The organism is Dankookia sp. GCM10030260 (assembly GCF_042666655.1).
In the GTDB taxonomy this organism is placed as follows: domain Bacteria; phylum Pseudomonadota; class Alphaproteobacteria; order Acetobacterales; family Acetobacteraceae; genus Paracraurococcus.
In genome coordinates this window covers 582,287-601,932 of record NZ_JBHTDE010000002.1, presented here as the reverse complement: position 1 = coordinate 601,932, position 19,646 = coordinate 582,287, and the positions used below count along the sequence as shown (strand labels likewise).

At 72.8% G+C, this 19,646-nt stretch carries 18 protein-coding genes; 10 read left to right on the top strand and 8 right to left on the bottom strand.

Annotated features, from left to right (window positions below):
* Nucleotides 1-246: 246 nt before the first annotated feature.
* Together ACFQS7_RS09305 and ACFQS7_RS09300 are read left to right on the top strand one after the other, a co-directional pair.
* On the top strand, nt 247-567 hold the full coding sequence (locus ACFQS7_RS09305) for a hypothetical protein (protein ID WP_380066762.1): 321 nt from the start codon (nt 247-249) through the stop codon (nt 565-567).
* A gap of 76 nt (nt 568-643) precedes the next feature.
* Entirely contained in the window at nt 644-2,275 is a 1,632-nt protein-coding gene (locus ACFQS7_RS09300; RefSeq protein ID WP_380066761.1) for a peptide chain release factor 3, read from the top strand.
* Here the strand turns inward: ACFQS7_RS09300 and ACFQS7_RS09295 are convergent, their stop codons facing one another.
* Entirely contained in the window at nt 2,276-2,719 is a 444-nt protein-coding gene (locus tag ACFQS7_RS09295) for a DoxX family protein (RefSeq protein ID WP_380066760.1), read from the bottom strand.
* A 226-nt stretch (nt 2,720-2,945) separates the two neighbouring features.
* Here ACFQS7_RS09295 and ACFQS7_RS09290 point away from each other — a divergent pair, with 226 nt between their 5' ends.
* Nucleotides 2,946-3,998: a hypothetical protein gene (locus tag ACFQS7_RS09290; protein WP_380066759.1), complete on the top strand. Its 1,053-nt coding sequence runs from the start codon at nt 2,946-2,948 to the stop codon at nt 3,996-3,998.
* A gap of 2 nt (nt 3,999-4,000) precedes the next feature.
* Here the strand turns inward: ACFQS7_RS09290 and ACFQS7_RS09285 are convergent, their stop codons facing one another.
* From ACFQS7_RS09285 to ACFQS7_RS09275, 3 genes are read right to left on the bottom strand one after another with little or no spacing between them, the layout of a single operon-like run.
* Nucleotides 4,001-4,294, bottom strand: a complete 294-nt coding sequence (locus tag ACFQS7_RS09285) for a hypothetical protein (protein WP_380066758.1) — start codon at nt 4,292-4,294, stop codon at nt 4,001-4,003.
* A 10-nt stretch (nt 4,295-4,304) separates the two neighbouring features.
* A complete protein-coding gene (locus ACFQS7_RS09280; protein ID WP_380066757.1) occupies nt 4,305-5,594 on the bottom strand; it encodes an adenylosuccinate synthase in 1,290 nt (429 codons plus the stop codon).
* Nucleotides 5,595-5,598: 4 nt separating this feature from the next.
* Nucleotides 5,599-6,801 (bottom strand): ATP phosphoribosyltransferase regulatory subunit, encoded by a 1,203-nt coding sequence (locus ACFQS7_RS09275; protein WP_380066756.1) that lies wholly within the window; start codon nt 6,799-6,801, stop codon nt 5,599-5,601.
* 471 nt (nt 6,802-7,272) lie between these two features.
* Here ACFQS7_RS09275 and ACFQS7_RS09270 point away from each other — a divergent pair, with 471 nt between their 5' ends.
* Nucleotides 7,273-7,893, top strand: a complete 621-nt coding sequence (locus ACFQS7_RS09270) for an HAD hydrolase-like protein (protein ID WP_380066755.1) — start codon at nt 7,273-7,275, stop codon at nt 7,891-7,893.
* A gap of 143 nt (nt 7,894-8,036) precedes the next feature.
* On the opposite strand, the gene ACFQS7_RS09265 is transcribed toward ACFQS7_RS09270, so the two are convergent.
* Complete coding sequence (locus ACFQS7_RS09265; protein WP_380066754.1) at nt 8,037-8,723, bottom strand: DUF1194 domain-containing protein; 687 nt, start codon at nt 8,721-8,723, stop codon at nt 8,037-8,039.
* A 113-nt stretch (nt 8,724-8,836) separates the two neighbouring features.
* On the opposite strand from ACFQS7_RS09265, the gene ACFQS7_RS09260 reads away from it, so the two are divergent.
* Genes ACFQS7_RS09260 through ACFQS7_RS09250 form a run of 3 tightly spaced genes read left to right on the top strand, consistent with a single transcriptional unit; the run spans nt 8,837 to nt 11,411 of the window.
* Entirely contained in the window at nt 8,837-9,643 is an 807-nt protein-coding gene (locus ACFQS7_RS09260) for an alpha/beta fold hydrolase (protein ID WP_380066753.1), read from the top strand.
* Nucleotides 9,643-10,515 (top strand): NAD-dependent epimerase/dehydratase family protein, encoded by an 873-nt coding sequence (locus tag ACFQS7_RS09255; RefSeq protein ID WP_380066752.1) that lies wholly within the window; start codon nt 9,643-9,645, stop codon nt 10,513-10,515. Before ACFQS7_RS09260 ends, ACFQS7_RS09255 begins: the two co-directional genes overlap by 1 nt.
* A 53-nt stretch (nt 10,516-10,568) precedes the next feature.
* Entirely contained in the window at nt 10,569-11,411 is an 843-nt protein-coding gene (locus tag ACFQS7_RS09250; RefSeq protein ID WP_380066751.1) for an SDR family NAD(P)-dependent oxidoreductase, read from the top strand.
* 3 nt (nt 11,412-11,414) lie between these two features.
* On the opposite strand, the gene ACFQS7_RS09245 is transcribed toward ACFQS7_RS09250, so the two are convergent.
* On the bottom strand, nt 11,415-12,281 hold the full coding sequence (locus ACFQS7_RS09245; RefSeq protein ID WP_380066750.1) for a Bug family tripartite tricarboxylate transporter substrate binding protein: 867 nt from the start codon (nt 12,279-12,281) through the stop codon (nt 11,415-11,417).
* A 277-nt stretch (nt 12,282-12,558) separates the two neighbouring features.
* Between ACFQS7_RS09245 and ACFQS7_RS09240 the strand changes: the two genes are divergently transcribed.
* Nucleotides 12,559-14,220: a c-type cytochrome gene (locus ACFQS7_RS09240; RefSeq protein ID WP_380066749.1), complete on the top strand. Its 1,662-nt coding sequence runs from the start codon at nt 12,559-12,561 to the stop codon at nt 14,218-14,220.
* A gap of 156 nt (nt 14,221-14,376) precedes the next feature.
* On the opposite strand, the gene ACFQS7_RS09235 is transcribed toward ACFQS7_RS09240, so the two are convergent.
* Nucleotides 14,377-16,092, bottom strand: a complete 1,716-nt coding sequence (locus ACFQS7_RS09235) for an amidohydrolase family protein (RefSeq protein WP_380066748.1) — start codon at nt 16,090-16,092, stop codon at nt 14,377-14,379.
* A gap of 161 nt (nt 16,093-16,253) precedes the next feature.
* Here ACFQS7_RS09235 and ACFQS7_RS09230 point away from each other — a divergent pair, with 161 nt between their 5' ends.
* A complete protein-coding gene (locus ACFQS7_RS09230) occupies nt 16,254-16,934 on the top strand; it encodes a DUF924 family protein (RefSeq protein ID WP_380066747.1) in 681 nt (226 codons plus the stop codon).
* A gap of 81 nt (nt 16,935-17,015) precedes the next feature.
* On the opposite strand, the gene ACFQS7_RS09225 is transcribed toward ACFQS7_RS09230, so the two are convergent.
* On the bottom strand, nt 17,016-18,716 hold the full coding sequence (locus ACFQS7_RS09225) for a gamma-glutamyltransferase family protein (RefSeq protein WP_380066746.1): 1,701 nt from the start codon (nt 18,714-18,716) through the stop codon (nt 17,016-17,018).
* A 100-nt stretch (nt 18,717-18,816) separates the two neighbouring features.
* Between ACFQS7_RS09225 and ACFQS7_RS09220 the strand changes: the two genes are divergently transcribed.
* Nucleotides 18,817-19,626 carry an enoyl-CoA hydratase-related protein gene (locus tag ACFQS7_RS09220; protein WP_380066745.1) on the top strand — a complete coding sequence of 270 codons (810 nt, stop codon included), beginning with the start codon at nt 18,817-18,819 and terminating at the stop codon, nt 19,624-19,626.
* Nucleotides 19,627-19,646 lie beyond the last annotated feature (20 nt).

Genomic DNA, 19,646 nt, shown 5'->3' with positions numbered 1-19,646 from the left:
GGCCATCCCGCCCGGCGGGATCGCGTTCCACGTGCCCGGCTACCTGCTCCGGGTCGCCATCCTGTTCGCCCGGCTGGGTACCGGCATCCCCGTCCCGAACGGCTGCCGGCTGGAACGCGCCACCACGCGGCGCCAGGCGATGAGGCCGCGTACCGCGAGGCGCTGGTCCGCGGCCGCGATGCCGGCGGCGCGCCGGGCTCGCACCCGCTCCGGCTGCGCGGCCTGTCCGGGTCGCTGGCCGGTGCGTTGGAGGAACAGACCGCCGCCTCGGCCGTGCTGCAACTCTTCTGCGCCGCCAGCAGGCGGCTGGGCCAGGGCATCCGCTATCTGGTCGCCACCCCCGCCTGGCTGGCCGGGGTGGTTACCCTCGGCCGGGTGATGCAGGCGGCGCCGGCCTTCACCAGTGTCGCCGCAACCCTGAGCTGGCCGGTCGACAACATGCCCCGCATCGCGCGTTGGCGGGCCTCGGCCGAGCGGGTCCTGGCGCTGCGAGCCGGCGGCCTGCCGGCGCCGGAACGGGCGTCCGAGCCTGCGGGACCCGTAGCCGCGGCGCCGCTGGTGGGCTAGGGAAGCGGGCCTGACCTCCCCATCTCCCGGACGCCCCGCGCATGGCGCCCTGCGCCCCCCGGATGACGAGCACCCCATGGACACCCTGCCCGCCCTCGCCCCGACCGAAGTAGCGACCGAAGCGGCCCGGCGCCGGACCTTCGCCATCATCGCCCACCCGGACGCCGGCAAGACCACGCTGACCGAGAAGCTGCTGCTGAAGGGCGGCGCCATCCAGCTGGCCGGCGCGGTGCGGGCCAAGGGCAATGCCCGCCGGACCCGGTCGGACTGGATGAAGATCGAGCAGGACCGCGGCATCTCGGTCGCAACCTCGGTGATGACCTTCGAGCGCGGCGGGCTGGTGTTCAACCTGCTGGATACGCCGGGCCACGAGGACTTCTCCGAGGACACCTATCGCACGCTGACCGCGGTGGACGCGGCCGTCATGGTGCTGGACGGCGCCAAGGGCATCGAGAGCCAGACCCGGAAGCTGTTCGAGGTCTGCCGCATGCGCGACATCCCGATCATCACCTTCATCAACAAGATGGACCGCGAGGCGCGCGACCCCTTCGAGCTGATCGACGAGATCGAGCAGACCCTGGCGCTGGACGCCGCCCCGGTCGCCTGGCCGGTCGGCCGTGCCTCGGAGTTCGCCGGCACCTGGGACCTGATCGACAAGCATTTCCTGCCCGTGGATGCCGACGACAGCGGCTCCATCCCGCTCGACGACATCGACGATCCGCGGCTCGACGCCCTGGTCGGCGCCGAGCGGGCCCTGATGCTGCGCGAGGAGACCCTGCTGGCCGAAGCGGGCCTCAAGGTCTTCGACCTGGAGGCCTTCCGCGAGGGCCACATGACCCCGGTCTTCTTCGGCTCGGCGCTGCGCGACTTCGGCGTCGGCCACCTGCTCGACGGCCTGGCGCGCTACGCCCCGCCGCCCGGGCCCCGCGCCGGCGACCCGCGCACGGTCCAGGCTGGCGAGGAGAAGCTGACCGGCTTCGTCTTCAAGGTGCAGGCCAACATGGACCCGAACCACCGCGACCGGGTCGCCTTCGTCCGGCTCTGCTCGGGCAAGCTGACCAAGGGCATGCGCCTCAAGCAGGTCCGCACCGGCAAGCAGGTGCCGGTCAACGCGCCGCTGTTCTTCTTCGCCAAGGACCGCCAGGTCGCCGAGGAAGCCTGGCCGGGCGACGTGGTCGGCGTCGCCAACCACGGCACGCTCCGCATCGGCGACACGCTGACCGAGGGCGAGGAGCTGAACTTCCGCGGCGTGCCGAGCTTCGCGCCCGAGATCCTGCGCCATGTCCAGCTCGAGGACCCGATGCTGGCGAAGAAGCTGAAGACCGCGCTCGACCAGCTGGCCGAGGAAGGCGTGGTGCAGCTGTTCCGCCCGCTCGACGGCTCGCTGCCCGTGGTCGGCGTGGTCGGGCAGCTGCAGCTGGACGTGCTGCAGTCGCGCCTCAAGGTGGAATACGGCGTCCCCGCCCGCTTCCAGGACACCATGTGGTCGATGATGCGCTGGGTCGCCCTCAAGGACCCCGGCTCGGACCGCACGGCGATCGACCGTTTCGCCCAGGCCAACCGCCGCGACGCCGGGGAGGACCATGACGGCGAGATCGTCGCCTTCTTCGGCTCCGACTGGCGCCGCAAGCGGGCCGAGGAGGAATGGCCCGCGCTGCGCTTCCATGCGGTGCGCGAGCAGCACGGGCTGGAGCAGATGAAGCGGTAGCTACCGCCGCAGCACGGCGGCGTCCCGTTCGGCGGGCACCGGCGCCGGCTCCGGCTCCTTCCGCCGCATGATGTCCACCGCCCAGGCGCCCGGGCCGGCGGCGACGAAATACAGGAAGACGAAGCAGTAGAGGATCGCCGCGTCGCCGCCGTTCAGCACGGGGAAGACGCTGCGCGGCGCATGCGCGATCCAATAGGCAAAGGCCATCTCGCCGGCGAGGATGAAGGCCACCGGCCGGGTGAACAGCCCGGCCAGCAGCAGCAGGCCGCCGACCAGTTCGAACACCGCGGCGTACCAGGACAGGCTGAACACCGCCGGCAGCACGCCGCTCGCCGGCGGCGGGAAGCCGAACAGCTTCTGCGTGCCGTGCTCCAGGAAGATCAGCGCGACGACGATGCGCAGCACCGCCCGCATGCGCGGCGCCATGACGGCCATGTCCCACATCGCTCAGCGCCCCCGGCTCGGATCGGGCGGCAGCACGAGCGGAATCCGATGTGTCATCCTGTCCCCATTCATCACGGCTCGCCGCCCCAACGCGCCGTGCCCAGGCGGGGCTGCATGGGTGACCGGCGGAAACCGGGACGGGTGCCGGGTGTTCTAGCGGCACACTCCCAAATCCCCGTCCGCGCGTGCGGCCATCCGGCCCGCGCGGGCCTGCAGGAGAATCCCCGTGAGCCTCGCCACCGCTACCGTGCTGTCGCAGCTGGCTGCCGACGCCTATTCCGATACCCCGGTCGCCCTCCCTGCGGGCTTCACCGCGCTCGACCCGTCCAATTTCGGCCTGGCGCTGCAACCGGGCGAGAGCTTCTCGAACGGCCTCTTCAAGAGCGGCAACGGCGCCGCGCTGCTGACCGTCGGCTTCATCGAGGGGCTGCCCAGCATCGTCGTCTCCTTCCGCGGCAGCGACGATGCGACCGACAGCCAGCAGGACCTGAACAACATCAACGCCGCCTACGGCTCCTTCGGCTCGCTGGTCGCGGCGGTGGACGCCGCCTCGGCCGCCTGGGGCAGCCCGATCTATGTCACCGGCCACAGCCTCGGCGGCTCGCTGGCGCAGCTCTACATGGAGAGCCACCCGAACCAGCCCGGCCTGCCGGGCCATGCGGCGGTGACCTTCGGCTCGGGCGGCGCGATCCTGCCGGCGGGGACGGATGAGCGCATCACCAACTATGTCATCGCCGACGATCCGGCGGTGATCCTCGGCGCGCATCGGGCCGAGATCGGCGAGGTGCTGCGCGCCAACGGCACGCTGGCCGATGTGGTCGCCGACCAGGTGGCGCAGCAATTCCCCGGCCTGACCAAGGACCAGGCGCTTGCCTCGCTGCCGAACCTGACGGTGAACTACGAAAACCAGGGGCAGATCGTCCTGCTGCCCGGTCAGGACGGCCGGCTCGACAGCGGCGCCAACCTGGCCAACCTGGCCGAACTCGACGTGGCGCGGCACGACGTCAACCTCTACGTCACCGAGGTCGCCCAGTCCGGCACCCCGGGCAATTCCCTCATCATCCCGGAAGTCGCCACCACCGATCCGGAACTGCGCCTGCTGCAGGCGATCTACGACGGCTCGGACCAGGACCCCGCGGCGTCGCGCAATGTCACCGACCAGCTGCTGCGCAACTTCGGCAACAGCGTCACCGGCGGCCTGGTCGACGACGCCAACGGCGCCTTCAACGATGTCCGCGACGGGCTGGGCGACATCGGCCAGGACCTGCAGCTGATCTAGCCTCAGGGCTTGGCGTAGCTGATCCCGAACCGCGCGACGAAGTCGTTGAAGGCGTAGCGGTCCAGCTTCGCCAGGCAGGGGCCGGGCCCGGCGTGGCGGAACTCGTAGATCAGCACCTCGGCCCCCGACAGGGCGATGCGGCAGAAGCCTTCCTCGGGCTTCACCGCGCCGCCCAGGCAGGCATCGAGGTCGAGATGCGGGACCTTCTCCTCGAAGCCTTCGTAGCTGAGGAAGCAGGCCTGCTCGGCCCGGGCGGCGCCGGCGAGCAGCAGCATGACGGCGACGAGGCTTCGCATCCCGGTCTCCTCAACCTGCGAAGGGGTCGCGCAGGGTGATGGTGTCGTCGCGGTCCGGGCTGGTGCTGAGCAGCACCACCGGCGCCTCGACCAATTCCTCGATCCGGCGGACATACTTCACCGCCGCCGCCGGCAGCTGGGCATAGCTGCGGGCGCCGCGGGTGGAGCCAGACCAGCCCTCCAGCACCTCGTAGATCGGCTCGGCGGCAGCCTGGGCCTGGAAGGCGCTTGGCAGCCGGCGGAACACCTCGCCCTTGATGCGGTAGCCGGTGCAGATCTTCAGTTCGGCCATGCCGTCCAGCACGTCCAGCTTGGTCAGGGCGATGCCGTTGATGCCGCCGATCTTCACCGCCTGGCGCACCATGCAGGCGTCGAACCAGCCGCAGCGCCGCGGCCGGCCGGTCACCGTGCCGAATTCGTGACCGCGCTCGCCCAGGCCCCGGCCGATGTCATCGTGCAACTCGGTCGGGAACGGCCCGCTCCCCACACGAGTCGAGTAGGCCTTGGCGATGCCCAGCACCATGCCGATCGCATCCGGCCCGACGCCCGATCCCGCCGCGGCGCTGCCGGCCACAGTGTTGGACGAGGTCACGTAAGGGTAGGTGCCGTGGTCGACGTCCAGCATCACCGCCTGGGCGCCCTCGAACAGCACGCGCTTGCCGGAATGCCGCGCCTCGTCCAGCCGCTCCCACACCGCTTCCGCGAAGGGCAGCAGCTTCGGGGCGAGGGCCAGCAGCCCGTCCAGCAACGCCTGCTTCTCGAAGACCGGCGCGCCGAGGCCGCGCAGCAGCGAGTTGTGGTGCAGCAGCAGCTCGTCCAGCTTCTTCGACAGCGTCTCCGGCTCGGCCAGGTCGCAGAGGCGGATGGACCGGCGCCCCACCTTGTCCTCGTAGGCCGGGCCGATCCCCCGCCCCGTGGTGCCGATCTTGTCGCCGCCGCGGGCGGTCTCGCGCGCCTTGTCCAGCGCCGGGTGCAGCGGCAGGATCAGCGGCACGTTCTCGGCGATCCGCAGGTTCTCCGGCGTCACCGTGAGGCCCTGCGCGGTGACCTTGGCGATCTCGGACAGCAGCGCCTCGGGGTCCAGCACCACGCCGTTGCCGATCAGGCCGATCTTGCCGCGCACCACACCGGAAGGCAGCAGCGACAGCTTGTAGGTCTGGTCGCCCACCACCAGGGTATGGCCGGCATTGTGCCCGCCCTGGAAGCGCACGACGAGGTCGGCGCGGCTGGCCAGCCAGTCCACCACCTTGCCCTTGCCCTCGTCGCCCCACTGGGCGCCGATCACGGCGACATTGGCCATGGGCCTATTCCTCTTGGCTCAGGGGGACGGGTTGGCCGTCCCGGAAAACATGGGTGCAGCGCAGCGCCCGCGGCGCATCGGCCGGTGACAGGGCGCAGACGGTGGCGAAGCCTCGGGCGCGCAGCGCGGCCAGCGCCGCCTCCGGCGTGCCGAGCGGGACGAAGGCGCGCGGCATGGCGGGCGGCACGGGTGCCGCGCGCTGCACCGCGTCCGGATAGAGGCTCATCCCCGTGGCCGGCTCGTCGTTGCCCGAGCGGTAGCGGCCGCCCCGCGCCATCTCCCCGGTGGCGCCCGGCCCGTACAGGGTGAAGGCGACGCCGACATGGTAGCGCAGGCCGCGGAACTCGACCGGGTCGAGGGTGATCCGCAACGCCGGCGCCCGCACCCGGATGGCGGCGATCACCGCCGCGGCATTGTCGGCGATGGCGCGCGCCGCCGGCGGGAGATCCAGCGCCGCCAGCGCCGCGAGCCCCGCATCGGCCGGGCCGGCGGCTTCCAGCAGCCGCGGCAGCAGCGCCGCAAGATCGACGGCGAGCGGCGCGGCGCGGGCGGCGATGGTCAGCACGCGGACCGGGTCCTTGCGGTCGATCCCTTCCTCCATCTGCCGCCGCAACCGGCGGTCGAGGCCGCGGGCGGCGAGCGCTTCCGGCGTCATGCCGGCGGCGTCCAGCAGGGTGGCGGCCATGGTCGGCAGGCTGATGTCGAGCGAGATGCCGGCGACGCCGGCGCGGCCCAGCGCCTCGGCGGCGACCACCGCGACCTCGGCATCCGCCGCCGCGGCCTCGCTGCCGATGAGCTCCACGCCGACCTGGGGCAGCTGGCGTTCCGGGGCGATCTGGGTGCCGCGCACCCGCAGCACCTGGCCGGCGTAGCACAGGCGGAGTGGCCGGGCCTGGCCGCCGAGCCGGGTCGCGGCGATGCGGGCGACCTGCGGGGTGGTGTCGGCGCGCAGCCCCATCATGCGCTGGCTGACCGGATCCATCAGCCGGAAGGTCTGCTCGGCGACGGCGGCGCCCGACCCCGCCAGCAGGCTGGTCTCGAATTCCAGCAGCGGCGGCTTGACCCGTTCGTAGCCATGCGCGGCGAAGGCGGCCATCAGGGTCTCGACCAGTGCGGCTTCCCGCTCGGCCTCGGGCGGCAGCAGGTCCATCAGCCCTGCCGGCAGCAGGCCAGCGGGCGGCAGGTCGTCGGGCGCATCGTCGGTCATGGCGCGCCGGGTGTGGCAGGGGGGGCGGGACGGCGCAAGGGCCGCGGATGGCGCGGGGTTGCGGGTTTCGGACAAATCCCCCGGGCGGGGTCGCCGGCCCGAATCGCGGCAAGGCCGCCCGGCCGCGGGGAAGCCGCCCGAACGCGGCTTCAACCGGTTGAGCCCGGTTCGGCCCCATTCGCGGCTGGCCCAGGAATTCGGCGGGTTTCCGGGCAGGAGCGCCGAGGATTTGAGGGAATAAGCCGCGCCGGAGGGGCTCGATCCGGACAAAGGGCACCGGCGCGGGGAAAGCCAGGATGCCGCATTCGGACAAAGCCCCGGCGGGGGCGCCGGCATCGCTGCGTCACCACCGGGTCGGACCGCCATGCCGCGCATCGCCGCTCCCTCAACCGAACCGACACCTTATATAGGAATAATGTCTTTTCGGCAAGCCGTTTGCCCGCTGCCATCTCGGTGCCCTATGCGGGGAGGATGCCTCCGCGCCTGGTCATCTTCGACTTCGACGGGACGCTCGCGGATTCCTTCCCCTGGTTCCGCGGCGCGCTGAACGAGGTCGGCCGCCGTCACGGCCTCCGCCCCGTCGCCCCGACGGAGGTCGAGGCGCTGCGCCGGCTCGGCACGCGGGAGATCCTCCGCGCGCTGGAGGTCTCGCCCTGGCGGCTGCCCGCCCTCACCCGCGACCTGCGGGCGCTGAAGGCGGCGGCGGCCGGGTCCATCCCGCTGTTTCCCGGGGTGCCGGCGATGCTGCGCGGCCTGTCCGAGGCGGGGGTGGCGCTCGCCATCGCCAGCTCGGATGGAGAGGCCAGCATCCGCCAGACCCTCGGCGCCGAGGCGGCTGTGGTCGGCCAGGTGGCGGGCGGCGCCTCGCTGTTCGGCAAGGCGGCGAAGCTGCGGCAGGTGCTGCGGGCGGCCGGCGTGCCGGCGGCCGAGGCGGTCTATATCGGCGACGAGACGCGGGATGCCGAGGCGGCGGTGCAGGTGGGGCTGGCCTTCGGCGCGGTCACCTGGGGCTATGCGGCGGCCGAGGCGCTGCGGGCCCGTGGGCCGCGCTGGGTCTTCGATGCGCCGGGGGATATTCTCGGGCTGCAGTAGAAAGAAAGCTCGGGGAGGGAAAAGCATTCACTCCCCGAACCCCACCCTTCCTTCTTGCGGGTTGGCATTCGCCGCGCGGCAGGTGCCGACCCACGGAAAGAGATGAGGGGTGCGGGGGAGAATACTTTCTCGCCAGCCTTCCTTCACGCGATCTCCCGCACCAGCTTCGCCCGCAAGGCCCGCGCGATATCCCGCCGGTCCTCGGCCGACACCACGAAGGCGCCCGGCCCGCCGATCACCTCGCGCCGGTAGGTCTCGGCCAGCGGCTCGCCGAAGCGGGTCACCTGGCCGGCGGCGGCGACGGCCAGTGCGTTGACCTGGATGCCGGCGGCGACCGCCGCATCGCGCGCCGCGGCGGCCGGGCGGAGCGAGCGCAGGTCGGGCCCGTCGCCCGAGAGGTCGATCACCCGCTCCGCCGCGCGGAAGGGCGCGGCCAGCAGCAGCCGCGCGCAGTGGTCGAGCGCGTCGCCGATGGCGTTCCAGGTCTGCGGGCTGCGGGGCGCGGCGATGATCGCCGCGGCCAGGGCGCGGGCGCCGGCGGCATCCGCCACGCGCAGGAAATCGACCACGGTCGCGGCGCCGCCGGGCGAGCCCCATTCCACCATGGCCACCGCGATGGCGCCTTGCGGCCGGCCGGCGATGGCGGCGAGCACGGCGGGGTGGGACAGCGCCTCGGCATAGCCTTCGCGTTGCAGGCGGAACTCGTCGGCATCGATCGAGCCGGAGGCATCGACGGCGAGGACCAGGAGGGTATCGACCTCCGGCGCCTGGGCGGGCGCCGGCGTGGCGGCAAGCGCCCCCGGCAGGGCGAGAAGGCTGCGGCGCTGCATCGGGGCCTCCGGCTGTCGTTGCGACGGAGATGGGACCAGCAACCCGCGCGCCAAGGCTTGGCGGGGCGTGGCGGGCGGCGCATCGTCCGCGGCGAACACGGGAAGGAAACGCGATGCCCAGCATGACCGTCGACGGCTACGAGCTGAACTATGCCGAGAGCGGCGCCGGCGAGCCCCTGGTGCTGGTGCACGGCACGCTGGGCGACCAGCGCTACTGGGCGCCGCAGATGGCCACATTGGGGAAGCAGTACCGGGTGCTGGCGCTGTCGATGCGGCATTGCTGGCCGGGGGAATGGCCCGACCAGGGCGGCGACTTCACCATCGACAGGCATGTGGCGGACGTGGCCGGCTTCCTCCGCGGGCTGGGCGCCGGGCCGGTGCGGCTGGTCGGGCATTCGCGCGGCGGGCATATCGCCTTCCGGGTGGCAGAGCGGCACCCGGAGCTGGTCCGCGCCCTGGTCCTGGCCGAGCCGGGCGGCGAGCTGGACGAGAGCCTGGGCGGCAAGCCGGCCGCGGGGCAGCAGGCCGGCGCCTTCGCGGAAGGCGCGGCGCTGGTCGAGGCCGGCGACATCGAGGGCGGGCTCCGCCGCATCGCCGAGCATACCGGCGGGCCAGGCGCCTGGGAGAAGCGCAGCGAGACGCGCAAGCTGGTCGCCCGCGCCAATGCCCGCACCCTGCTGGGCCAGCGCAACGAGCAGCGGAAGCCCTATTCCCGCGCTGCGGCCGAGGCGATCACGGCGCCGACGCTGCTGGTGGTGGGCGGGCAGACCCTGCCCAATTTCGTCGCCAACGCGGATGCGCTGGAGCGGCACATCAAGGGTGCCGAGCGGGTGCTGATCCCCAATGCCGCGCATGCGATGAGCCAGGACAACGCGCCGGCCTTCGACGCCGCGGTGCTGGCCTTCCTGGAGAAGCACTGATGCAGCGCAGCGTCCTGGTCACCGGCGGCAGCGGCAAGGCCGGGCGTGCGATCATCCGCGCCCTGCTGGCGCATGGCTATGCGGTGCTGAACGTCGACACCGCGCCGCCGCCGGAGGCGCTCTGCCACTTCATGAAGGCCGACCTGAACTCCTTCGGGGAGGCGGTGGAATGCGTGCAGCGGATGGCAGGCACCTTGGACCGCCGGCGGGATCCGCTGGCGAGGCCATTCGCCGTGGTGCACATGGCGGGCATCCCGGCGCCGGGCCTCGCCCCGGATGCGGCGACCGTGCAGAACAATTTCATGACCACCTACAACATCTTCTCCGCCGCCACCCTGGCGGGGGTGGAACGGGTGGTCTGGGCCTCGTCCGAGACTACCTACGGCCTGCCGCTGACCCGCAACCCGCCGGCCTTCGCCCCGGTGACCGAGGACCACAGGCTGGTCCCCGAGAGCGGCTATGCCCTGGCCAAGGTGCTGTGCGAGCGGATGGCCGAGGAGATGCACCGCTGGAATCCCGGCACCCGCTTCACCGCCTTCCGCATCTCCAACATCCTGGAGGAACCCGACTACGCGCTGATCCCCGGCTGGCAGGAGGACGCCACGCTGCGGCGCTGGAACCTGTGGTCCTGGGTCGATGCGCGCGACGTGGCGCAGGCGGCGCGGCTGGCGCTGGAGGCGGACGTCGCCGGGTGCGACGCCTTCACCATCGCCGCCGCCGACACGGTGATGCGCCGCCCCAGCCGCGACCTGATGGCCGAGCATTTCCCCGGCGTGCCGATCCGGGGCGCGTTGGCCGAGCACGGCACGCTGCTGAGCATCGACAAGGCGCGGCGTGTCCTGGGCTATGCGCCGCGGCACAGTTGGCGGTAGCGCACGGCGCCGGGCGGCGGCAGACTCCCCCGCATAATCGGGGGAAAACGACAATGCGCATGCAGGACAAGGTCGCCGTCGTCACCGGCGGGTCCTCGGGCCTCGGCAAACGGACGGTGGAACGCTTCCTGGAGGAAGGCGGCCGCGCCGTCATCGCCGACATCCAGGACGCCGCCGGGATGCGGCTGGCAGAGACGCTGGGCGACGCCGCCCGCTACATCCATTGCGACGTGACGCGGGAGTCCGACATCGAGGCCGCCGTCGCGCTGGCCGACAGCACCTGGGGCCGGCTCGACGTGATGTTCAACAATGCCGGCCGCCCCGGCGACCCCAACCCGGTCGAGACCATGCCCGCCGAGCGCTGGGATGCCGACTTCGCGGTGCTGGTGCGCTCCGTCATGCTCGGCATCAAGCATGCGGTGCCGATCATGAAGCGGCAGGGGCGCGGCGCGATCGTCTCCACCGCCAGCGTCGCCGGACTGGTGCCGGGCTCGACCGCGACCTCCTATTCGGTGGCGAAGAACGCGGTCATCCATCTGACCAAATGCGCCGCGCTGGAACTGGCCGGCTACGGCATCCGGGTGAACTGCATCTGCCCCGGCGTCATCGCCACGCCGATCTTCGGCCGTTCGGCGCAGCTGCCGACCCAGCTCGACGCGCGCGTGGCGGAGGAGGCGGCGGCCAACATGGGCGGCTTCCAGCCGCTGCCGCGCACCGGCCGGCCGGACGACATCGCCGAGGGCGTGCTCTACCTCGCCGACGACCGCGCCGGCTTCGTCACCGGCGTGGCGCTGACCATCGACGGCGGCTTCGCCGCCGGCATGTCGCCCGAGCAGCGCCAGCGGATCTGGGCGCCGCTGCGCGAGGCGGTCGGCGCGCTGGCGGGCGGGGAATAGGCCCTACCTGATCCCCGCCTCGGCGATCACCTTGGCCCATTTCGGCAGGTCGCGGGCGATCATCGCGTGCATCGCCTCCGGCGTCGTCCCCATCGGCGCCAGGCCCATCTGGGCGAAGCGGGATTGCTGGTCGCCATCGGCCAGCACCCGCAGCGCCTCGGCGTTCACCTTGTCGATGATGGGGCGCGGCGTGCCGGCGGGGGCCATCAGGCCGAACCAGGACAGCGCCTCGAAGCCCGGGAAGCCCTGCTCGGCCACCGTCGGTAGATCCGGCAGGGCGGCGGAGCGTGCGAGCGAGGTGACCGCGATGCCACGCAGCTGGCCTTCCTTGACGAAGGGGATCGACGCACCCGCGTTCTGGATGCCGAAGGGCAGCACGCCGTTCATCACGTCGGCCAGGTTGGCGCCGCGATAGGGGACGTGCTCCAGCCGGATGCCGGCCTGGCGGGCCAGCATCTCGACCGCGATGTGCTGCGGCGTGCCGACCCCGGGGGTGCCATAGGCGACGCCGCCCGGCTTCGCCTTCGCCGCGGCGATCACGTCGGCCAGGGTCCGGAAGGGCGAGTCCCTTGCCACGATGAAGATCGAGGCCATGCCGAGGGTCGCGCAGATGCTGTCGAGGTCCTTCAGCGGATCGAAGCCGACCTGCTGCAGCGTGGGCACGATGGTGATCGCGCCGTTGCCGGCCCACATCAGGGTATGGCCGTCGGGCGGCGACTTGGCGACGCAGTCCACCCCGATGGCGCCGCCCTGGCCGGGGATGTTCTCCACCACCACGGGCTGGCCCCAGGCCTGGGCGAAGGCCTGGGCGAAAATGCGGCCGGTGATGTCGGTGGAGGACCCGGCGGTGAAGCCGACGACGAGGCGCACCGGCCGCGTCGGCCAGGCCTGCGCGCGGGCGGGCGCCGCGGCGAGCGAGGCGGCAACGGCCAGCAGGCCGCGGCGGCGCAGGGTCGGGACCGTCGGTGCATCTCCCTCGAGCTTCGTTCTTGCCCGCCGGGGCGGGAGGCACGGAGCGTAACGAGGAGCCCGCTTCGGTGTCCATGGCCGCGGTGCTGCGCACATCGGCGCGATCCCCCGCGCCGGGCATCCCGTGCGCCCGGCCGCTGGCGCTAGGGTTCCCGGCGTCCAAGCCAGGATAAGAACCATGCAGCATGGCATCCGCGCGGGCCTCGCCGCCCTTCTCGGCCTGCTCCTCCCGGCGGCCGGCGCCTTGGCCCAGACCGGCACGGACCCTGTGGCACGCGGCCGCTACCTCGCCGAGGCCGCCGATTGCATGCCCTGCCACACCGCGCCGGGCGGCAGGCCCTTCGCCGGCGGGCTCGCGCTCAACACGCCCTTCGGCGCCGTGCTCTCGCCCAACATCACCCCGGACATCGCCACCGGCATCGGCGCCTGGACCGACGCGCAATTCGCCCGCGCCCTGCATGACGGGGTCGGGCGCGACGGGGAGGACCTCTACCCCGTCATGCCCTACACCTCCTACACCCGCATCCTGGCCGAGGACGTGCAGGCCATCCGCGCCTATCTGGCGACGGTCGAGCCGGTCAGCGCGCCGCGGCAGCCCAACCAGCTCGGCTTCCCCTTCAACATCCGCGCCACCCTCGGCTTCTGGCGCGAGCTCTATTTCCGCCCCGGCGAATTCCGCGCCGACCCGGCCCGGCCGCCGGCATGGAACCGCGGCGCCTACCTGGTCACCGCGCTCGGCCATTGCGGCGAATGCCACACGCCGCGGAACCTGCTCGGCGCGACGGAGCCGTCGCGTTCCCTCGCCGGGGCGGTGGTGGATGGCTGGTTCGCGCCGAACATCAGCGGCGACCTGCGCGACGGCGTCGGCGACTGGCCGGAGGCGCGCATCGCCGACTGGCTGAAGACCGGCGCCGATGCCGCCAAGGGCACCGCCTTCGGCCCGATGCAGGAGGTGGTGCATGACAGCCTGGCCAGGCTGACCCGGCCCGACCTGCTGGCGATCGCCGCCTACCTGAAGGACAGCCCGCCGCGGCAGGCGACGCCGCGGGTCGCCGCCGTCCGGGCGGATCCGCGCGCCGCGGCGCTGTACCTCGAGAATTGCGGCCCCTGCCACCAGCCGCTGGGGCGCGGCATCCCCGGCGCCATCCCGCCGCTGGCCGGCAACCAGGCGGTGACGGCGGACCAGCCGAACAACGTCATCCAGGCCATGCTGCACGGTATCCCCGCCCAGGGCGGCTACGGCGCCATGCCGAGCTTCGCCGCCGCGCTCGACGACCGCCAAGTCGCCGCGATCGCCAACTACGTCCGCAACGCCTGGGGCAACCAGGCGCCCGTCCCGGCCACGCCGGCGCTGGTGGCGCAGCTCCGCCAGGCGGATGCGCTGGCCGCGGCGGGGACCGAGGCGGCGCGGGCGCTCTGCCCGGCGGTCAGCCCGATCGGCGCGGCGGACGGCATGGCGGCACCGGTGGCCGGTGCCATGGCGCTGATGCGGGCGGCGGAACGCGGCGACATCGCCAACCGCACCGGGGTGCTGCTGGCCGACATGCGGCGCGCCAATCCCGGCATCGGCGACGCCATGCTGACGGACAGCCTGCTGGCGGCCTATTGCCCGGCTGTCGCCAACGACCCGACGCTGGACGCGGCGGCGAAGCGGCAGCGGCTGGACCAGTTCCGCGCCGGCCTGACGCGGGAGCTGGCATCGACGCCGGCGACGGCACCGGTGCTGGTCACCACGGCCCTGCCGCCCGCGGCGCTTGCGGCGGCACAGGCGGCGGCGAGCCGGGCCGGGCTCAGCCTGGCGGAGTGGCTGGCCCGCGCCGCGACCCAGGCGGCGCGGTGAGGAAGGCAAGGTTGGGGAGGAAAAAGCATTTCCTCCCCAGACCCCTCCTTTGCTTTTTCTGAGTCCGGCACTCGCCGCGCGGCAGGAGCCAACCCACAAAAGCAAAGGAGGGTTGGACGCATTCGTCCAACGGGAGGATACCTCCTCCCTGGCCTTCTAGCTCGCCCGCACCAGCTTGCCCGGCCGCGCCCCCGTCTCGACGCCGCGCTCGAAGATCGGCACGCCCGAGCACAGCGTCATGTCGTAGCCATCCACCCGCTGCACCAGCCGCCGCCCGCCGGCCGGCAGGTCGTAGATCATCTCCGGGTGGTGCGGCGCCAGCGCCTCGAAGTCGATGACGTTGACGTCGGCCTTCTTGCCCACCGCCAGCCGGCCGCGGTCGTGGAAGCCGAAGAAGTCCGCGGTCTCCGAGGTCTGCCGCTTGATGACGAATTCCAGCGGCAGCCGCGGCCCGCGCGAGCGGTCGCGCACCCAATGGGTCAGCATGGTGGTGTTCAGCGACGCGTCGCAGATCACCCCGCAATGCGCCCCGCCATCCGACAGGCCCAGCACGGTATGCGGGTCCATGATCATCTCCCGCACCACTTCCAGGTCGCCGGCGACGTAGTTGGTGACGGGGAAGTACAGCATCCGCCCGCCATCGCCCCCCGTGAGGAAGTCGTAGCAGTATTCCTGCGGGCTCTGCCCGGCCTTGGCGGCCAGCGCCGCGATGCTCTTCTCCGGCGGCGGCTCGTAGTCCGGCTTGCCGCCGAGGTCGTACATGCGGTCCCAGCGGGTGGCGATCTGCCGCGATAGGGGCGGCAGCACCTCGAGCAGCCGGGGCGAGGCCTCCTCCGCCAGGATCGCGGCGCGCACCGCGGGGTCGCGCAGCCGGGCCAGCTGCTCGGCCGGCGACAGCCGGGCCAATTCGGCGAAGCTCTCGCGCAGCGCGAAGGGATTCAGCGAGGTGGTCAGGCCGAGGATCAGCCCGACCGGCCGCCCCGCCACCTGCGCCGACAGCGGCAGGCCGGCGGCGCGCGAGGCCCGCACGCCGTCCATCAGCCGGCGCCAGCGCTGCGGGTCGTAGCTGCGGTCGGTCAGCAGGAACCAGACCGGGCGCTTCGAATCCTTCGCCACCTGGTTCATCCAGGCGAAGTCGGCGGCCTCGTCCTCGAAGTCGGACAGCATGCCGAAGGCGCCGCGCCCGGCCCTTCCCATGGCGCGGCCGATGGCGATCAGCTCCTCATGGTCGGCGTAGCGGCCGGGGACGAGGTCGCCGGCCGGGGTCTTGTGCTGGTCGGTACGCGAGGTGGTGAAGCCGAAGGCGCCGGCGCGCAGCGCTTCCTCGGTCAGCCGCGCCATCAGCGCGATATCGGCCTCGGAGGCCATCTCGCGGGCGATGGCGCGCTCGCCCATCGCATAGACCCGCAGCGGGTGGTGGGCGATCTGCGCCGCCACGTCGATGGTGCGCGGTAGCCGGGACAGCGCGTCGAGGTATTCCGGGAAGCTCTCCCAGTCCCATTTCAGCCCTTCGGCGAGCGCGATGCCGGGGATGTCCTCGACGCCCTCCATCAGGTCGATCAACGCCTGGTGGTGCGCCTTGCGGACCGGGGCGAAGCCGACGCCGCAATTGCCGAACATGATGGTGGTCGCGCCATGCCAGGACGACGGCGCGAGCACCGGGTCCCAGGTCGCCTGGCCGTCGTAATGGGTGTGCACGTCGACCCAGCCCGGGGTGACGAGGCGGCCCTCGGCCTGGACGTCCCGCCTCGCCGGGCCGGCCTTGCCGCCGACCTGGGCGATGCGGTCGCCATCGAGCGCGACATCCCCCACGAAGGCCGGCGCTCCGGTGCCGTCGACGATGGTGCCGCCCCGGATCACGACGTCATGCATGGCCCATTTCCCTCCTGCCTGGTTCTTGGTCGGACGACCGAGTGTGCCGCGACCCTGGCACCACGTCCATGGCAGGGCAAGGATTGTGCGTTGCCGCACAGACGCTCCCGGCCGGCATCGGCAGCCTCCCGTCGTTCCATGAATTCATCGGAGGATCAGCGATGCAGGCCACCGAGCAGATCCGGCAGGTCCTGGCGGCCTGGTTCCCGCCCGGCATCGAAACGGCGGACGCCGCGACGCACCATGCCCTGTTCGAGGCCTGGTTCGGCGGCCCCAGGGCGCCGGCCCCCGCCGGCCTGGCCGAACTGGCGCGCGATGCCCAGGCCGGCCACCTGGACGGCTGGGCGGCCTCGGCGCAGGGCCGGCTGGCGCTGATCCTGCTGCTCGACCAGGCACCGCGCGACCTCCATGCCGGCACGCCGCTGGCCTATGCCGGCGACCTGGACGCGCTGCAGGTCGCCGAGGAAGGCCTGCGCAACGGGCATTACGACGCGCTCGAGCACCCCTGGGAGAAGACCTTCTGCTTCCTGCCCCTCGCCCATGCCGAGGGCCCGGACCACCGGGAGCGGCTGATCCGGGTCGGCGCCATGGCGGAAGCCCTGGCCTGGTCGGCGCGGGAGGACCTGCGGCCGCTCTATCGCTTCTCGGCCGACCAGGCGCGCGGCCACCGCGCGGTGATCGAGCGCTTCGGCCGCCACCCGCACCGCAACGCCATCCTCGGCCGTGCCTCGACGCCCGAGGAGGCCGCCTGGCTGGAGACCGGGGCGCTGGTGCACCGGCGCCGGCCGCCGATCGCCGCGCGGCTCGGGCTGGAGCCGGCGGGGATGCCGAACGGGGCGTAGCGCCCGCCCGCCCGGGCGGGGCGCGGCACGCCCGGGCGCGGCTGCCGGCGTCCCGCGCTGGCGGCGCCGCCGGTCGGCGCGCTAGGCCACCACGGCATAGGCAGGCCGGCGCGGGTCGGCCCCGGCGGCCAGCAGGCCGGTGGCGGGGTCGGACTTCACCACCTCCACCGTGCCGGCCAGCCAGGTCTTCTCCGGCCAGTCGCGGATCTCGTGCCCCTTGGCCGCCAGCGCGTCCCGCGTTGCCTGCGGGATGGCGGATTCGACCGCCAGCCTGCCGGGGAAGAAGTCGAAGGGGGCGAAGGAGGATGGGAAGGAATAGGAGGCGAAGCGCGGCGCCTCGATCGCCTCCTGCAGCTCCATCCCGTGCTGCAGGACGTTCAGCACCACCTGCAGCATGGCCTGGATCTGCACGTCGCCGCCCGGGGTGCCGAAGGGCATGACGCCGCCGCCCGCGGTGACGATCATCGCCGGGTTGGGCGTCAGCCGCGGCCGCTTGCCGGGGGCGACGCCGCAGGGATGCGCCGGGTCGGGCCGGCTCTGGCTGCCGCGGTTGGAGGGGATGATCCCGAGGCCGGGCACCACCGGGGAGTTCCAGGACCCGTCCGAGGGCGTGGCGCTGAAGGCATTGCCCCAGCGGTCCACCACTGCGCAGTAGGAGGTATCGGCCTCGATCATCGGCGTGGCGCGGTCGGTCGCGCCCGGCAGGCTGGTGCCGGTGTTCAGCATGGGCCCGGGCATGCCCGGCAGCGCCCGGTCGGGGTCGATCTGCGCCAGCCGGGCGCCGAGATGGGCATCGCCCAGCAGCCGGTCGAGCGGGACGTCGACGAAGGCCGGGTCGCCGAAATGGTATTCCCGGTCGGCCATCGCCGCCTTGATGCATTCGGTGAACAGGTGGATGTACTCGGGCCCGTTGTGCGCCATGGCGCCGATGCCGCCCCGCTCCATCAGCAGCAGGGCTTCCAGCAGCGCCGGGCCCTGGCACCAGGGGCCGCAGGTCAGGACCTCATGGCCCCGCCACATCCGCCGCACCGCCGGTTCCAGCTTCGAGCGGTAGGCGGCCAGGTCCGCCATGGTCAGGTAGCCGCCTTCCCGCGCCATGAAGGCGGCGATCTCGCGGGCGATGTCGCCGCGGTAGAAGGCGGCATGCGCGGCGGCGAGGCCGGCCAGCCGCCCCTTGCCCGCCGCCTTCCTCTCCTCGTCCACCATGTACTGCAGGGTGCGGGCGAGGTCGGACTGGACGAATTTGTCGGCTACCGCCGGCGGGCGGCCGTCGGGCAGGAAGATCGCCGCGTTGCCCGGCCAGCTGGCATAGTCGGCTTGGTGGTCGCGGATGTTCTGCGCCAGCAGCGGATAGACCGCGAAGCCGTCGCGGGCATGGCGGATGGCATGCTGGGCGACCTCGCCGAAGCCCATGGTGCCGTGACGCTCCAACGCGGTGATCCAGGCGTCGGGCGCGGCCGGCACCACGGTGCGCAGCACGCCGTTGGGGATCCTGCCGCCGTGCTCCCGCATGAACAGGTCGGCGGGGATCGACTTCGGCCAGGGGCCGAGGCCGGCGATGGTCTCCACCGTGCCGTCCGCCTTCCGGATCAGGATGGGCGCGACGCCCGCCACGTTGACCAGGTCCGGCAGCAGCACGCCGAGCGCGATGCCGGTGGCGCAGCCGGCATCGATGGCGTTGCCGCCCGCCTCCAGCACGGAAAACCCGGCGGCGGCGGCGAGGTAATGGCCGGCCGAGACGGCGTGGCGGGTGCCGTAGAGGGTGGGGCGGGTGGCGTACATGGGCTGGTGCCTCCGGGTCGGGGGAAGCGTCGGCTTCGCCGGCCGGGCTTGTCAATTCGGCCGCATCGGCACAAGCCGGCGGCAACCGGAGAAAGCCGCCATGCCCGAGGCAACCCCCATCCTGCTGTCCCGCGACGCCCGTGGCGTCGTCACCGTCACCCTGAACCGGCCGCAGGTCGGCAATGCCTACAACGAGTCCCTGCTGCGCGCGCTGATCGCCGGGCTGGAGGACCTGCGGGCCGACGAGTCCGTCCGCGCTTTGGTCATCCGCGGCGCGGGCAGGCATTTCGCCGCCGGCGCGGACATCAACTGGCTGGCCGAGGTCGCCGGCTACGGGCCGGAGCGGGCCTACCAGTGCTCGCTCGCCACCACGGTGGCGATGCAGCGGTTGAACGAATTCCCCCGCCCGACCTTCGCCGTGATCCAGGGCGCCTGCTTCGGCGGCGGCGCCGGGATCGCCTGCTGCGTCGACGTGGCGCTGGCCACCCCGGCGGCGATCTTCGGCCTGACCGAGGTGCGGGTCGGCGTCTCCCCGACGCCGATCTCCACCCACATGGTGCACGCCATGGGCCTCCGGCAGACCCGCCGCTACGCCTTGACCGGGGAACGCTTCGGCGCGGCGGAGGCGCTGCGCATGGGCCTGGTGCACGAGGTGCTGGCGGCGGAGGCGATCGAGGCGCGGCTGGCCGCCATCCTGGACGAGACGCTGCTATCGGCCCCCGGCGCCGTCGCGGTGACCAAGGCCAGCTTCCTCGGCGCCAACGGCCTGACGCTGGACGACCGGCAGATGGCGCTGCTGGCGCATGAGGGCTGGATGCAGCGCGCCTCGGCCGAGGGCCGCGAGGGGCTGGCCGCCTTCCGGGGCAAGCGGCGGCCATCCTGGTATCCGGGCACGGCCGAGAAGGCTTGATGAATGGATAACCGGGGTGG

Coding starts and splice junctions, on each gene's coding strand:
- ACFQS7_RS09285 (WP_380066758.1), bottom strand. CDS start 4,294: ATGCGAAGCCTCGTCGCCGTCATGCTGCTGCTCGCCGGCGCCGCCCGG.
- ACFQS7_RS09250 (WP_380066751.1), top strand. CDS start 10,569: ATGCGCATGCAGGACAAGGTCGCCGTCGTCACCGGCGGGTCCTCGGGC.
- ACFQS7_RS09280 (WP_380066757.1), bottom strand. CDS start 5,594: ATGGCCAATGTCGCCGTGATCGGCGCCCAGTGGGGCGACGAGGGCAAG.
- ACFQS7_RS09275 (WP_380066756.1), bottom strand. CDS start 6,801: ATGACCGACGATGCGCCCGACGACCTGCCGCCCGCTGGCCTGCTGCCG.
- ACFQS7_RS09255 (WP_380066752.1), top strand. CDS start 9,643: ATGCAGCGCAGCGTCCTGGTCACCGGCGGCAGCGGCAAGGCCGGGCGT.
- ACFQS7_RS09300 (WP_380066761.1), top strand. CDS start 644: ATGGACACCCTGCCCGCCCTCGCCCCGACCGAAGTAGCGACCGAAGCG.
- ACFQS7_RS09220 (WP_380066745.1), top strand. CDS start 18,817: ATGCCCGAGGCAACCCCCATCCTGCTGTCCCGCGACGCCCGTGGCGTC.
- ACFQS7_RS09225 (WP_380066746.1), bottom strand. CDS start 18,716: ATGTACGCCACCCGCCCCACCCTCTACGGCACCCGCCACGCCGTCTCG.
- ACFQS7_RS09230 (WP_380066747.1), top strand. CDS start 16,254: ATGCAGGCCACCGAGCAGATCCGGCAGGTCCTGGCGGCCTGGTTCCCG.
- ACFQS7_RS09295 (WP_380066760.1), bottom strand. CDS start 2,719: ATGTGGGACATGGCCGTCATGGCGCCGCGCATGCGGGCGGTGCTGCGC.
- ACFQS7_RS09240 (WP_380066749.1), top strand. CDS start 12,559: ATGCAGCATGGCATCCGCGCGGGCCTCGCCGCCCTTCTCGGCCTGCTC.
- ACFQS7_RS09270 (WP_380066755.1), top strand. CDS start 7,273: ATGCCTCCGCGCCTGGTCATCTTCGACTTCGACGGGACGCTCGCGGAT.
- ACFQS7_RS09235 (WP_380066748.1), bottom strand. CDS start 16,092: ATGCATGACGTCGTGATCCGGGGCGGCACCATCGTCGACGGCACCGGA.
- ACFQS7_RS09260 (WP_380066753.1), top strand. CDS start 8,837: ATGCCCAGCATGACCGTCGACGGCTACGAGCTGAACTATGCCGAGAGC.
- ACFQS7_RS09265 (WP_380066754.1), bottom strand. CDS start 8,723: ATGCAGCGCCGCAGCCTTCTCGCCCTGCCGGGGGCGCTTGCCGCCACG.